The sequence below is a fragment of the Hydrogenophaga sp. R2 genome, assembly GCF_049843595.1.
GTDB lineage: Bacteria > Pseudomonadota > Gammaproteobacteria > Burkholderiales > Burkholderiaceae_C > Hydrogenophaga.
Genome location: NZ_JBBHZN010000003.1, coordinates 27,623 through 41,028, shown reverse-complemented (window position 1 = coordinate 41,028; position 13,406 = coordinate 27,623). Strand labels below are relative to the sequence as shown.

14 protein-coding genes are annotated in these 13,406 nt (G+C 55.4%); all 14 read right to left on the bottom strand.

Going from position 1 to position 13,406, the window contains the following annotated elements; translation table 11 throughout:
• Positions 1-3: 3 nt before the first annotated feature.
• Genes WD026_RS11495 through rfbA form a run of 14 tightly spaced genes read right to left on the bottom strand, consistent with a single transcriptional unit; the run spans position 4 to position 13,404 of the window.
• On the bottom strand, positions 4-1,302 hold the full coding sequence (locus WD026_RS11495; RefSeq protein WP_425723797.1) for an oligosaccharide repeat unit polymerase: 1,299 nt from the start codon (positions 1,300-1,302) through the stop codon (positions 4-6).
• 3 nt (positions 1,303-1,305) lie between these two features.
• Positions 1,306-2,169 carry a glycosyltransferase family 2 protein gene (locus tag WD026_RS11490; protein ID WP_425723796.1) on the bottom strand — a complete coding sequence of 288 codons (864 nt, stop codon included), beginning with the start codon at positions 2,167-2,169 and terminating at the stop codon, positions 1,306-1,308.
• Entirely contained in the window at positions 2,159-3,661 is a 1,503-nt protein-coding gene (locus tag WD026_RS11485; protein WP_425723795.1) for a lipopolysaccharide biosynthesis protein, read from the bottom strand. The genes WD026_RS11490 and WD026_RS11485 overlap by 11 nt, the downstream gene beginning before the upstream one ends.
• A gap of 9 nt (positions 3,662-3,670) precedes the next feature.
• Complete coding sequence (locus WD026_RS11480) at positions 3,671-4,450, bottom strand: cephalosporin hydroxylase family protein (protein ID WP_425723794.1); 780 nt, start codon at positions 4,448-4,450, stop codon at positions 3,671-3,673.
• A complete protein-coding gene (locus tag WD026_RS11475) occupies positions 4,447-5,100 on the bottom strand; it encodes a NeuD/PglB/VioB family sugar acetyltransferase (RefSeq protein WP_425723793.1) in 654 nt (217 codons plus the stop codon). Before WD026_RS11475 ends, WD026_RS11480 begins: the two co-directional genes overlap by 4 nt.
• Positions 5,090-6,205 carry a DegT/DnrJ/EryC1/StrS family aminotransferase gene (locus tag WD026_RS11470; RefSeq protein ID WP_425723792.1) on the bottom strand — a complete coding sequence of 372 codons (1,116 nt, stop codon included), beginning with the start codon at positions 6,203-6,205 and terminating at the stop codon, positions 5,090-5,092. Before WD026_RS11470 ends, WD026_RS11475 begins: the two co-directional genes overlap by 11 nt.
• Entirely contained in the window at positions 6,202-7,425 is a 1,224-nt protein-coding gene (locus WD026_RS11465; RefSeq protein WP_425723791.1) for a methyltransferase domain-containing protein, read from the bottom strand. Before WD026_RS11465 ends, WD026_RS11470 begins: the two co-directional genes overlap by 4 nt.
• Positions 7,422-7,985 carry a dTDP-4-dehydrorhamnose 3,5-epimerase family protein gene (locus tag WD026_RS11460; RefSeq protein ID WP_425723790.1) on the bottom strand — a complete coding sequence of 188 codons (564 nt, stop codon included), beginning with the start codon at positions 7,983-7,985 and terminating at the stop codon, positions 7,422-7,424. The genes WD026_RS11465 and WD026_RS11460 overlap by 4 nt, the downstream gene beginning before the upstream one ends.
• Positions 7,982-9,058, bottom strand: a complete 1,077-nt coding sequence (gene rfbG, locus WD026_RS11455) for a CDP-glucose 4,6-dehydratase (RefSeq protein WP_425724164.1) — start codon at positions 9,056-9,058, stop codon at positions 7,982-7,984. The genes WD026_RS11460 and rfbG overlap by 4 nt, the downstream gene beginning before the upstream one ends.
• Positions 9,049-9,822: a glucose-1-phosphate cytidylyltransferase gene (rfbF, locus tag WD026_RS11450; protein ID WP_425723789.1), complete on the bottom strand. Its 774-nt coding sequence runs from the start codon at positions 9,820-9,822 to the stop codon at positions 9,049-9,051. The genes rfbG and rfbF overlap by 10 nt, the downstream gene beginning before the upstream one ends.
• 4 nt (positions 9,823-9,826) lie before the next feature.
• Positions 9,827-10,942, bottom strand: coding sequence for a GDP-mannose 4,6-dehydratase (gmd, locus tag WD026_RS11445; protein WP_425723788.1), 1,116 nt, complete (start codon positions 10,940-10,942; stop codon positions 9,827-9,829).
• Between the two features lie 25 nt (positions 10,943-10,967).
• The gene (locus WD026_RS11440) at positions 10,968-11,945 is read right to left on the bottom strand and encodes a GDP-L-fucose synthase family protein (protein WP_425723787.1); all 978 of its coding nucleotides are present in this window, start codon (positions 11,943-11,945) and stop codon (positions 10,968-10,970) included.
• Positions 11,942-12,505: a dTDP-4-dehydrorhamnose 3,5-epimerase gene (rfbC, locus tag WD026_RS11435; RefSeq protein ID WP_425724163.1), complete on the bottom strand. Its 564-nt coding sequence runs from the start codon at positions 12,503-12,505 to the stop codon at positions 11,942-11,944. Before rfbC ends, WD026_RS11440 begins: the two co-directional genes overlap by 4 nt.
• A 2-nt stretch (positions 12,506-12,507) precedes the next feature.
• A complete protein-coding gene (gene rfbA / locus WD026_RS11430; RefSeq protein ID WP_425723786.1) occupies positions 12,508-13,404 on the bottom strand; it encodes a glucose-1-phosphate thymidylyltransferase RfbA in 897 nt (298 codons plus the stop codon).
• Positions 13,405-13,406: the final 2 nt, after the last annotated feature.

Here is a 13,406-nt window from a genome sequence, read left to right as displayed (position 1 = left end):
GCGTCAGTTGAAAGATGCATGTGTGCCTGAATCAGATAATTGTCTCCGATTCCGAAAGTTGGGCTCAAGCTTGCCGAAAATGATCCACAGGATCACAGCAAGTAAAATGTATAAAGCAAAGCTCCCAGAAGCAAGCGGAGGTACGAAGCAAAATGAAGTCATCAACAAAAACGAGCCAAGATCACGGGTGCGGAGAAACTCTAGATAGACAGCTCGGATAAAAGATCCGAGAATAACAGAGTAGGCAATGATCCCGAGAAGGCCGAAATCCATGTAGGCCACCAGCCATGGAAGTATCCCTGGAGTGTGTCCAAGCTCCGCGCTTCCCGGAAATAGTGTCCCGTGAAGGATTGTGGCGCCGTACTCGAATGGCTTTTCGGGGAAAAGACTGCGCGGTACAAAGTACCAAAGCGATGAAAGGGCGGACAGCCCTTTCGTATGCCCCTGAAAGTCAATCAGATCTACGGCAAGTGCGGTAACCGAAACATAATCCGCAAAGTACCTTATGACACCAGAAAACAGTCCTAACTCACCATTCGGACCCAGAAGAATCGAGAACAAGGTAACAGTTGCGACGGCTAGTCCAATGAGGCAGGAAAAGGGCAGTTTGCTTCGATAGAAGTGGTGATGGATGGCAGCGATGATCGGAACAAGTAGTACTGCAGTCTTGGATCCAGTGAAGTACATCATCAATACCGCTGCACCAACCACAAGTAACTGAAGCCCCTTTCCGTGTTTGGAGTGAGCCACTACGTGCAGTGCAATGAGAAAACAAAGCACGACACATGCCTGATACAGAAGCCACCAGTGCCCGAATCCCGTGCGAAGGCTAATATAGGCTTCTCGTGGAGATGTGATCCAGAGTAAATTCTCAACATCGGATCTTGCCAAAAGCAAAAATGCAGCAAGTGCGCCTGCTAATAAGAGAAACCAAAAGGCGCCTTTGATATGAATGCCTGAAGGGCTGAAGTTCAAGCTCGTCAGTCCAAGGGCAAAAGTGCATTGAAATGGATTCTTTGGGGTGAAGTATCCAACAGCAACCCCGACACCGTAGGTGATGTGCAGCCAAAGAGTATAAGAGATTGCGGCGGCTGAGGCGCCGAAGCTCGCAGGCCCTTGAATAGACGAGTAGGCTGACAGCAAGCCCATTGCAACTAAATCCAAGAACACAAAAAATGCAATCGGGTTGATTAGATTGCGTTGATGCTTCAGGAGTGAATAAGCGACCAGAAAAAGACAAAGCCCTGCCAAAACCAAGGAGGGCAAATAAATCGATAGTAGTCCTTGTCCGCTCGTATCCATCTATCAAGAGAGGCTAAGTTTTCGCTTCAAGCGATATGGGATATTGGTGAGCGGCCGAGTGAGAATGATGACAAAAAGCCATGTAGACCGAAAAAATCCAAGTTGAAGAGATTGAAATCTTTTGGATTCAATCAAATGCTGTTTGAATGATCTTGCAGCATAGATACTAGGAATGAGTCTCGCAATCCAAGGAAGGCTATAAAGCTTGGTCAGCCTTTTATAGCTTTCGGTGGCTCCGCCGAGCTCTCTGTGAATATGTGTGTCTACAGTCATTCTGAATGTGCCAGATATCAATGCGTCACATACGAAATACCAATCCCCGGCGAATTTGTCTGAAAGCTGAAGGTCGGATATTGCATCCTTTCGGAATACCCCGTAAAACGCACCGTTATCAGTGACTTTAAACAGAAATCGGGTAATCCTGTGCCTTGCATCAACGTGATCCGCGTCGAAGATGCGACCTCCGTACTTGTGAACTCCTGCATTACAGTACACAGGGAGACCGGAGACAAGAGCAAGTGCGGCATCTTGGTGAAGGATGTTCAGGCACGACTCAACATAGTTTGATTCGATCCAATCGTCGTCACCAAGCCACATGAAATAGGACCCTCTTGCCATTGATAGAACCCAGTTGAAATTTCCAGTCCCGCCCAAATTGGTAGGCTGCCGAAAGAACTGTATGCGTTGGTCATGATTGGCGAGCTCCCTGCACATGGCCTCTGTATCATCTGTCGATCCATTGTCAGAAACAATGATCTCTATATGGTTGTAGGTTTGTTTTTGGGCAGAAGTAATAGCGCGCAGCAGCTGTGTGGACCGGTTGTATGTTGGGATGCCGATCGTAACCAATGGGGGGCTACTTTCCATTTTTAATCCGTAGGTGAACAAATTTAAGAAGATCTTTTGCGCCGATAGCAGTAAAGCACATCATCCAAAAGCCGGTCGCAAACAAAAAAGCGGCAAGCTCGGTCCGAGACATGGTCGAGGTATCGCAAGATAGAGCGACCAATAAAGGTGGAATGGAATAAGCCGCTGGCCTGAGCAAATCAAGTTTGAGCCAAGGAAAAAACTCGCCCCGGAGCAAATGTCGGTGCATTAGGTAAACTCCAAGTACGCAGTATCCGAGGTTGATTCCAATCCAGCCGAGTGCGGCGCCTTGCGTGCCGAAATTTGAAGCTAGCCACCACACGGTTGGTGGAAACAAGATCACGGCGACAATATTCTGAGTGAATGCTAGTTTCGCCCAATTATGTGCCAGTTGAAGCGCGTATGGAATTTGCACCATTGAGTTCAATGCGTTGCCTACAGCCAGCATTGACAGCATTGGATATGTCGCAGAGGCCAGTTCATGTGATCCAGCCCAAAACAAAATGATCTCTTGAGGAAAGAATATCAACAGACCAACGGATGGAACCACAAGAATTGTTATTATCTGACATGCTAGATGATGACTTGTGATTAGCTCTTGGGATTTTGATGCTGTGGTTGAGAGCAGCGATAGGCGAGGATACACTGTCGCAAAAACCGGGGCTGCTAACTTTAATATGAGTGAAGCAACTGTGGCGCAAAATGAATAGACGCCAAATGTCTTCATGTCCGTGAGTGCGCCGACAATAAGCTTGTCTGATTGGGAAATCACCGCGCCCATCAGGTTCGTTCCCAATACTTGAGCGGCGAATCCTCGGCCGCTGAGAATTTCCAAGGGCGAAATTCGCCGCCTGTTGTTTTTAGTGTCTGAAAATTGTCGACATGCCAGCTTGCGAAGAAAGAGTGTGCTCACAAGCTGGATCAAGAGAATGAACTCGAAAAAAATGATAATGGATGGTTGAATTATCTTTATTGCAAGAAATCCGCCGCCAAACTGAATGATTGCTGTGGTTGACAGCACCAGGTTGATTCCTACCTGTTTTTCCAGTCCGGCCAAAACGTTGCTGTAATAGGATTGAAGCCATCGCAGGCAAATAGAGCTTCCTGAAAGAACGATGGCAAGTTGTACTTCGGCTTGTCTGAGTGATTGGTATTTGAAGTATGTGGTCGAGATTGGGCCCGACAGTGCAATAATCAACAACAACGTGAGTGCTGCCCCACCGATAGCAAGATTCTCCCCGCTCCTGAAAGCTGCGTAGTTTCCAGAGCTGTTTTCTATAGCAGCTCTTGCGCGGGAGAAAAACTGATTAGCGATCTGCCCGAAACTCGTGTCCATCGATGCCACAACACCTGTCACGATGGTGTGGAATCCGATAAGGCCGTAAGCTTCGGCCCCCAGCAGAATAAGGTAGAACGGCAGAAAGATGACGCCTGCCCCAATCGTTATTGCCGATCCGGCGATATTGGCAACGAAATTCTGGGCAAGCCGCATCACCGTCTCTCATCTTCTCTTGAGAAATCCGCTAGGCGCCACCGTAATTTTGAGTTTGTCGTCGTATTGTCGATCGATGGAGAACTCTGGATTTTCTTGGAGATATTGTTTGAGCGCAGTTTTTGGATTGTCCCCCGGACCCCATGGGCGGTCATGAAACAAAGCCTTTGGCATATCTTCGATCACGGTGTCAAAGACTACGCAATAACTGCCAGGGGACGTCAGCGGCGCGTAAATCTTGAGTTCTTCAAGCACGTGTTGATGGGTATGGTTGCTGTCCAAAAACACTAGTGTGCTTTTAAATTTTTTGGCGATTTCACGGACCTCGTCCGCTACATCGCTGGAGATGCTGGAACCTTGAATGAGTTTAATTCGGGACGCCATCGGGTGCTCTTCGATAGCTTTCCGGTTGTGCGGCCGGATGTCGATATCGATACCAACAACAAGTCGATTGGATGCAGAAGGATTAATAGTGTGTGTTCCTGATTGGATGGCGTCAGAAAGATCGAGCAGCGCCAAAAGAGAGGCGCTCAGAATGACAGAGCCGCCATGCGCAACACCGGTCTCAATTATCAGGTCAGGTTTGACTTGCCAGATAAGCTCTTGGATCGCAATTACGTCCTGAGGATACTGAATGATTGGTCGACCCATCCACTCAAAATGATATGAGTACTTGTGAGAGTTGGCCTTATTCATCCAAAGCCTCGTTAAGTACTCAAAATCAGAGTCTTGTCCCTGTTGCTTGATCTCGACGGCACATTCGGACTTGAATTTGTCGTATGGTGTCACAATTGATTCCTATGGATGAGTTTTGCTGGGTTGCCGACTACGGTGGAATATGATGCTACGTTGCGTGTTACGACGGCGCCTGCTCCGACGCGGGCATGCGCACCGATGGAAAGCCTTGGGAGCACCACAGAGCCTGCGCCAACGAACGCTGCAGTGTCGATGGTAACGAGTCCGCACACAGTTGCCCCTGGTGCCACATGTACACCATTTCCAATAGAAGATTCGTGATCAATCGATGCACGGTGGTTGATGATACATGCGTTGCCAATAGAAGCTTCAGCTGCAACAACAGCCCCCGGTAGTACTTGTGAACCCTCCCCCAAACTGGCGGAATCGTCCACAAATGCGTTGGGATCAATGAGTGGGCTTAGGTTTAGGCCGGCATTCCTCATCTGGGTCAGCACTTTTATTCGCTCATCTCCGTGCGCCCCCCCAATGCAAATCACTCCACTGTATTCAGATGGGTTGGGGACAGTTGATAGCCAACCCTCGAAAGCATTGGGTCCGCGAAAGGCGGGAGCTCCGAAAATACAGGGCACATCGGGCCGTTTATCAATGGTGGCTGAGATGACGCCACCAATCCTGTGCACAACTCCGGCAACTACCTTTGCATGCCCGGAAGCACCCCAAATAACAAACCTACGCACCATGGTTGATCAGATTCCTTAAAACTGCCGATACTCGCGCAATAGCGGTGGTGGGTATGTCGTGATAACTTGGTAGATTGATTGCGCGATTGGGGATATCCCATGCGTGTTTGTTACTTGGTTTGGGTTCGAAGGGCGATAAGCCAGATAAGGGCCAGAAGAAGACGCGGGCATCGATGTTTTGGGCGCGAAAGGCTTTCAACATGTCATCCCTGTTGATTCCAGTTGCGGGGTCAAGGACCGCTGTAGGCATCCAAGCGCCTAGAGTAACGCCTAACGGTTCGGGGTTAAGATTCACGCCGCTTAATCCTTCAAGGTGGCTTCGGTAGATGCTCAGAATCTCTCGCTTCCGCGAAATTAGATCATCGATCCGCTCTAATTGTGCACATCCAATAGCTGCTTGGATATTGGACATCTTGTACTTGAAGCCAACCATGTCGGGCCAAAACTGCTTGATCTGGCCAGCTGCCCTGCCATGATTACTAAGGGTCAGAACTTTCTCGTACAGCGCGCTGTCATTGGTGACGAACATGCCCCCTTCGCCGGTGGTGAGTGTCTTTGTGCCGTGGAAAGAGAATGTGCCGAAGGTGCCCATGGAGCCCGCCTTGTTGCCGTGATAAACGGAGCCAATTGCTTCAGCTGCATCTTCCACTACCGGAATGCCATATGTCCTTCCAATGGCAAGCAACTTATCCATCTCGCAGAGGTTTCCATACAGATGCACCGCGAGAATCGCCTTGGTTCGTGGTGTGATGGCCGCTTCCACTTGCTCGGGATCCAGACACCAAGAGTCAGGCAGTATGTCAACGAATACCGGATTCGCCCCCAGATGAACGATCGGAGCTGCAGAAGCAATCCAATTGGTGTCAGCCATGATAACTTCGTCTCCTGGTCCGACCCCGAGACCTGCAAGCCCGAGATGCAGAGCTCCGGTGCAACTTGACGTAGCAATTGCATATCTGACGCCTAGGTGTTCCTTGAAACCGCCCTCAAAGCGCACAATGTAATCGTAACAACGCTCGCCCCATCCGTTAGCGGCGGCGTCCGTCGCATAGCTGACCTCAAGATCAGTGATCGAAGGCTTGGTGTAGAGAATACGTTCGTTCATTGCAGCATCAGTTCTGGAACCGCTAGCACGAAACGCGTGCCGGTCGGCAGTTGACTCTTCATTTGCGCCACGACCTCGGTGGCGATGTTCCAGGGCAGGATCAGTACGAAATCCGGGTTTAATGCCATTAATGCATCCGGATGGACGATTGGAATATGGCTACCGGGCATGTACTTGCCTTGTTTGGCCTTGGCCGCATCCGCCACCAGTGGCAACAAATCCGTCTTGACGCCTGCGTAGTTCAGCAAGGTGTTGCCTTTGGCAGCCGCTCCATAGGCGACGACCGTTTTCCCCCCCTTCTTCTGCTCCAGCAGAAACGACAGGAGGTCATTCTTGACGCGATCGGCCTTGGCCTGGAACGTAGTGTAGGTCTGCAAGTTTTGTAGGCCACTCGATTGTTCAAGCTGCAGGATGTCGCCCACCGCAGCGGTGTTGGCCCGTGTGTCTTCAGCATGGCAGCCGAATACGCGCAGGCTTCCGCCGTGGGTGCCTAGGGTCTGGACGTCGTGTACGCGAAGGCCGGCAGTTTGAAAGATGCGTTGTACCGTGCCAAGCGACAGGTACGAGAAGTGCTCGTGGTAGACGGTGTCGAACTGTGATTGCTGTATCAACTGCAGGAGATGTGGGAACTCCAGCGTGATGGTGCCCCCGGGCTTGAGTGCTGCCTTCAGCCCTCGGGTGAAGTCATTAATGTCGGGTACGTGGGCGTAGACATTGTTGCCAGTTATCAGGTCGGCCTGCTTGCCCTGGGTTGCCAACCGCCTGGCCAGGGCTTCGCCAAAGAACTCTCGCAGCACGGGAATGCCCAATTGCTCGGCGGCCTGCGCGGTGCTGGCCGTTGGTTCAATGCCCAAGCAAGGAATACCCATTTCCACAAAGTTCTTCAGCAGGTAGCCGTCGTTCGATGCCACCTCAATGACGAGACTGTCAGTGCACAGAGCCAGGCGTTGTCGCATGTCTTGCGCGTATTGGCGAGCGTGGCGCAGCCATCCCTCGGAAGTACTTGAGAAGTAAGCGTAGTCGGCATTGAACAGTTCATCGGCCTGGGCGTAGTCCTCGGTCTGCACCAGCCAGCAGTGGTCGCAAACGCGAATTTTTAGCGGGAAGTACTTTTCTGGGCGGGTGAGGTCGTCCTGCGTCAGGTACGCGTTGGACGGAGGGGCGAATCCCAGATCAAGGAAGGTGTGCTGTAGCGGCTGGCCGCAGTGGCGACATTTCATGACAGGCTGATACCTTTGAAGTCGTGGGGCAGGAACGAGAAGGAGCGGTCGCGGGCAGAGATCTCGCCGATGGAAAGGGGCCAATCAATAGACAGCAGAGGATCGTTGATGCTCAGTCCGCCTTCGCTGGCGGGGGCGTGGGCCGCGGAGTGCAGGTAAAGCATTTCGACGTCGTCGGTGAGGCTCTGAAAGCCATGGGCGCATCCCTGGGGAATCAGGAGGGCACTCATGTTTTCGGGTGACAACACCTCGGCATGCCATTTGAGGAAGGTGGGCGAGTCTTTTCTCAGGTCAACCGCTACATCCCAGATCTCCCCGCGCAGGCAGCGGACCAATTTGGCTTCTGCATGTGGCGGATGCTGGAAATGAAGGCCACGAACGGTGCCCTTATGGCGCGTGTAGGTCAGGTTGGCCTGGGCCACGGGCCCAAGCCAACCCGCTGCCGACAGTTCTTCGGTGCAAAAGGCCCGCGCCAGGTATCCCCTTGAATCGCCCAACTGGCGCGAAACCACACGGTGTAGGCCGGCAATAGGTGTGGGGAACAGTTCCAGGCGGGTCATGCGGCCTCCATCCAGGCGGCGATGTCGCCGTCGCAGAGTTCGGCTGCGGGCTGGCCCTGGCTTTGGGCGAGATACCAACCCATGGTCCGGCGAACCGATTCGTCGAGCGAGAAGCGTTGTTGCACTCGAAGGATGGCTTTCGCGCGCGATGGGTCCAGTGCCAGCAGCCCTGCCTCGTGAGGCCCGGCGTCAACCTGGCCATAGGCGACATCGCTTCTGTGAAACGTCTGCCGTGCGAGTTCGATGACTTCGCGAACCGGCGCGGTGGCGTTTGCAAATGGCCCGAAGTTGTAGGAGCCAGCGAGTTCCGGGGTGTGCCACAGGTGCTCGGCCAGTACCAGATAGCCCGCCAGCGGTTCGATCACGTGCTGCCACGGCCGCACGGCGTCGGGGCTTCGGATGTCCAGCGTGCGGTTGTCTTGCCAGGCGCGCACAGCGTCGGGGATGAGGCGGTTTTCAGACCAGTCTCCGCCGCCGATGACGTTCCCCGCGCGAGCGCTGGCCACGGCGATGCCGCCGGCCTCAAGGAAGGACAGACGCCAGCTCTCGATCACCATTTCGCAGGCGGCCTTGCTGGCGCTGTAGGGGTCATGGCCGCCAAGTGGGTCTTCTTCCCGGTACGGCCACACCCACTCACGGTTGCGGTAGACCTTGTCGGTGGTGACCATCACCGCCACACGGCACCGCTGACAATCGCGCAGCGCCTCCAGCACGTGGGCAGTGCCCATCACATTGGTGTTGAAGGTGGCCACCGGTGATGCGTAGCTGGCGCGCACCAGTGCTTGGGCAGCCAGATGAAGCACTACATCGGGCTGACTCTCGCGTACGGTGTTGCGGACGGTGGACTCGTCACGGATATCGCCAATGCGGCTGGTGCAACGCCGGTCCAGCGAGAGCAGTTGATACAGGCTGGGGCTGGTGTGAGGGGCGAGCGAGAGCCCGATCACTTCTGCCCCCATTGTTGAGAGCCAGTGGGTCAGCCAGGCGCCTTTGAAGCCCGTGTGTCCTGTCACGAGCACCCGCTTGCCGCGCCAGAACCCTGGGTTGGGTGAAGAGCCTTTGGTCACGGCCATTGTTTCCATGGCGCCTTGCCCCCGCTCCACAGTTCTTCGAGGTGGTTCTTTTCCCGAAGCGTGTCCATGGGTTGCCAGAAGCCCTCATGCTCAAAGGCGCGAAGCTCGTCCTTCGCGACCAACCGGGCCAGGGGTTCTGCCTCCCAACTCGTGCGGTCTCCGTCGATGAGCTCGATCACATCGGGCGAAAGTACAAAGAACCCGCCGTTGATCAGGCCACCGTCCCCACGGGGCTTCTCGGTGAATCCGGCGACACGCTCGCCGTCGAGCTCCAGGGCGCCATAGCGCCCTGGTGGCCGAACCGCGGTCACTGTGGCCATTCGACCGTGCGACTGGTGGAACCGGATCAGGGCGCTGATGTCGACGTCCGAAACGCCGTCGCCGTAGGTAAAGCAGAAAGAGGTTTCGCCTTCGAGGTAGCGGCGCACTCGCCGCAGTCGGCCGCCGGTGAGTGTGTCTTCGCCCGTGTCCACCAGCGTCACCCGCCATGGCTCTGCTTTGCGCTCATGTACCTCCATCTGGTTGGTGCTCATGTCGAAGGTCACGTCCGACATATGGAGGAAATAGTTGGCGAAATATTCCTTGATCACGTAGCCCTTGTAGCCACAGCAGATCAGGAAATCGTTCACCCCGTGGGCGGAATACATCTTCATGATGTGCCAGAGGATCGGGCGCCCGCCAATTTCGATCATGGGTTTGGGCTTGAGGTGCGTCTCTTCCGAGATCCTCGTGCCAAGGCCGCCGGCCAGAATGACTGCCTTCATGCCTTCACTCCGCGCTGACATTGACGTTGTAGCCGTGCTGCTTCAACAGGGCATGCTGCTTGGCCTGCTGCAGATCGTGCGCCACCATTTCTGCGCACATTTCGCGCGCCGTTATCTCCGGAGTCCAGCCCAACTTCTGCTTGGCTTTGCCCGGGTCGCCGAGAAGGGTCTCCACTTCTGCGGGGCGGAAGTAACGCGGATCAATGCGCACCACCACTCGGTCAGCAGGCGCTGCGCCAGCGCCGGCGGGCGCATTGGTCCAGATGGCCACTTCATTCACGCCGCTGCCTTCCCAGCGCAACTGCATGCCCAGCTCTTCGGATGTCCATTCGATGAACTGGCGCACGCTGTATTGCTGACCAGTGGCAATCACGAAGTCCTCTGGCCGTTCTTGCTGCAGCATGAGCCACTGCATCCGAACGTAGTCCTTGGCGTGACCCCAGTCGCGCAATGCATCGATGTTGCCCATGTACAGACAGTCCTCGAGGCCTTGCTGGATGTTAGCCAGACCCCGCGTGATCTTGCGGGTCACAAAGGTCTCGCCCCGGCGCGGGCTCTCGTGGTTAAAGAGAATGCCGTTACAGGCATACATGCCATAGGCCTCGCGATAGTTCACCGCAATCCAGTACGCATACAGCTTGGCCACGGCGTAGGGGCTGCGCGGGTAGAAGGGCGTGGTCTCTTTTTGCGGTACCTCTTGCACAAGGCCGTAAAGCTCGCTGGTGCTGGCCTGGTAGAAGCGGGTCTTCTTCTCCAGTCCCAGGATGCGGATAGCCTCCAGGAGACGCAGCGTCCCGATAGCGTCCACATCGGCGGTGTATTCCGGGCTCTCAAAGCTGACGGCTACATGGCTCTGGGCGCCCAGGTTGTAAAGCTCATCAGGCTGTGTCTGCTGGATGATGCGCACCAGATTACTGGTGTCAGTGAGGTCTCCGTAATGCAGCTTGAAGCGGGCGTTCTCGATATGTGGATCCTCGTAGATGTGGTCTACCCGCGCGGTGTTGAAGCTCGATGCGCGGCGTTTGATGCCGTGAACCTCATAGCCTTTATCAAGCAGGAACTCTGCAAGATAGCTGCCGTCTTGGCCGGTGATGCCCGTGATGAGTGCAACCTTGGTCATGTTTTAAAAGTCAGGAGCGAGCGTGTTATTGGTATGAATGAAGAAAGTCGGTGTATGCAGATTGCAGACCTTCCTTCATCGCCACGGAGGGGCGCCAGCCAGTCGAGCGCAACCTGCTGCTGTCCATCAGCTTGCGAGGCGTTCCGTCCGGCTTTGAGGGATCAGGGGTGATCACCCCCGTGAAGCCGACCACCGTGGCAATCAGCCGTGCAAGATCAAGGATGCTCATATCGGAGCCGGATCCGACGTTGAGATGGCTGATGGTCGTTCCAGTAGACGAAACGTACGCCGCACGGTCGAGATTCATGACATGAACGCTCGCGGCGGCCATGTCGTCCACATGCAGAAATTCGCGTAACGGTTTGCCGGTGCCCCAAATCCGGACTGAATCAGCGCCCTGGATCTTGGCTTCATGAAATCGGCGAATCAGCCCTGGAATGACGTGTGAGTTATCCGGGTGGTAGTTGTCGCCCGGTCCATACAGGTTGGTTGGCATGACGCTACGGTAGTCGATGCCATGCGAAGCTTGGTACTGCCGGTTGAAACTCTCGCACATCTTGATGCCGGCAATCTTGGCAATCGCGTATGGCTCGTTGGTAGCCTCCAGTGGTCCGCTGAGGAGAGCTTCTTCACGGATAGGCTGTTCTGCTAGCCTGGGGTAGATGCAGCTAGACCCGAGGAACAGAAGCTTCTTGACTCCCGCGGCGAATGCTCCTTGGATCACGTTGGTCTGTATGACCAGGTTGTCGTAGATGAATTCCGCCGGGTAAGCATGGTTGGCATATATGCCGCCAACCTTGGCTGCAGCGAGATAGATCTCATCCGGCTTCTCCTGACGCAGGAAATTTTCAACTGCTTGCTGGCGCGTCAGGTCAAGCTCGGATCTTGATCGTGTGAGGATCTGCTGCTCGGGAATGCCGATCTGCCTGAGACGCCTCACGATGGCTGACCCCACCATGCCACGATGGCCTGCCACAAAAATCCTGGGAGATGTGTGATTCATGGGTTGAGTGATTGACCGAAGTCCACAAGCGCGTCAAACGCCGAACCCGCCTGATCCTTGGACGAAACAAGCACTGTCTCGGAGATAGGCCACCGAATGGCCAGTACCGGATCGCTCCACAGTATGGAGCGTTCGTGGCTCGGTGAGTAATACGCCGTGGTCTTGTAAAGAAAATCCGCCGATTCGCTGGTGACCAGAAACCCGTGCGCCAGCCCGGGTGGAATCCAGAGCTGGCGGTGGTTGTCCTCACTGAGTTGCACCCCTACCCACTGCCCGTAGGTGGGCGAATCGCGCCGGATGTCCACCGCCACGTCGAACACGCTGCCGCGCACGACCCGCACCAGCTTGCCCTGGGCATGCGGTGGCAACTGGTAATGCAGTCCGCGCAGTACCCCTTTGGAGCTGCGGCTGTGGTTGTCCTGTACGAAGTTCACGTCCAGTCCGGTGGCTTCCTTGAAGGCCGACTGGTTGAAGCTTTCCATGAAGAACCCGCGGCTGTCGCCGAACACCTTGGGCTCCAGGACGAGGACGTCGGGAATCGCCGTGGGAGTCACCTTCAGGTTCACGGACGCCCCCCGAAAACGCGATCGTCCAGCAGACGCTCCAGGTAACGCCCATAGTTGTTCTTGCGCAGCGGCGCGGCCAGGGTCAGCAGTTGCTCGCTGTTGATCCAGCCGGCACGCCAGGCGATCTCTTCGGGACAGGCGATCTTCAGACCCTGGCGGTGCTCCAGCGTGGCAATGAACTGCCCCGCGTCGAGCAGGCTGTCGTGGGTGCCGGTGTCCAGCCAGGCGTAGCCGCGCTGCATGATCTGCACATTGAGCTGGCCGCGCTCCAGGTAGGCCTGGTTGACCGAAGTGATCTCCAGTTCGCCACGGGCGCTGGGCTTCACGGCCTTGGCGATGTCCACCACCTGGGCATCGTAGAAGTACAGGCCGGTCACCGCGTACGGGCTTTTGGGCTGGGCGGGCTTCTCTTCGATGCTGCGGGCGCGGCCCTGGTCGTCGAATTCCACCACGCCGTACCGCTCCGGGTAGGTCACGTGGTAGGCGAAAACGGTGGCGCCCGAGGTCTGCCCATCGGCCGCCTTGAGCAGCGGCGCAAAGTCGTGGCCGTAGAAGATGTTGTCGCCCAGCACCAGAGCGCTGGGCGCACCGTTCAGGAAGGTCTCGCCGATCAGGAAGGCCTGGGCCAGGCCGTCCGGGCTGGGCTGCACCGCGTATTCCAGCCGAATGCCCCAGGCGCTGCCGTCGCCCAGCAGCTGCTGGAAGCGCGGCGTGTCCTGCGGTGTGCTGATGATCAGCACCTCACGGATGCCCGCCAGCATCAGCGTGCTCAGCGGGTAATAGATCATGGGCTTGTCATAGACCGGTAGCAGCTGCTTGCTGATGGCCAGCGTGGCAGGATGCAGGCGGGTGCCCGATCCGCCGGCGAGGATGATGCCTTTGCGTGCGGTCATGG

Coding starts and splice junctions, on each gene's coding strand:
- WD026_RS11495 (WP_425723797.1), bottom strand. CDS start 1,302: ATGGATACGAGCGGACAAGGACTACTATCGATTTATTTGCCCTCCTTG.
- WD026_RS11490 (WP_425723796.1), bottom strand. CDS start 2,169: ATGGAAAGTAGCCCCCCATTGGTTACGATCGGCATCCCAACATACAAC.
- WD026_RS11485 (WP_425723795.1), bottom strand. CDS start 3,661: ATGCGGCTTGCCCAGAATTTCGTTGCCAATATCGCCGGATCGGCAATA.
- WD026_RS11475 (WP_425723793.1), bottom strand. CDS start 5,100: ATGGTGCGTAGGTTTGTTATTTGGGGTGCTTCCGGGCATGCAAAGGTA.
- WD026_RS11470 (WP_425723792.1), bottom strand. CDS start 6,205: ATGAACGAACGTATTCTCTACACCAAGCCTTCGATCACTGATCTTGAG.
- WD026_RS11465 (WP_425723791.1), bottom strand. CDS start 7,425: ATGAAATGTCGCCACTGCGGCCAGCCGCTACAGCACACCTTCCTTGAT.
- WD026_RS11460 (WP_425723790.1), bottom strand. CDS start 7,985: ATGACCCGCCTGGAACTGTTCCCCACACCTATTGCCGGCCTACACCGT.
- rfbG (WP_425724164.1), bottom strand. CDS start 9,058: ATGGCCGTGACCAAAGGCTCTTCACCCAACCCAGGGTTCTGGCGCGGC.
- rfbF (WP_425723789.1), bottom strand. CDS start 9,822: ATGAAGGCAGTCATTCTGGCCGGCGGCCTTGGCACGAGGATCTCGGAA.
- gmd (WP_425723788.1), bottom strand. CDS start 10,942: ATGACCAAGGTTGCACTCATCACGGGCATCACCGGCCAAGACGGCAGC.
- WD026_RS11440 (WP_425723787.1), bottom strand. CDS start 11,945: ATGAATCACACATCTCCCAGGATTTTTGTGGCAGGCCATCGTGGCATG.
- rfbA (WP_425723786.1), bottom strand. CDS start 13,404: ATGACCGCACGCAAAGGCATCATCCTCGCCGGCGGATCGGGCACCCGC.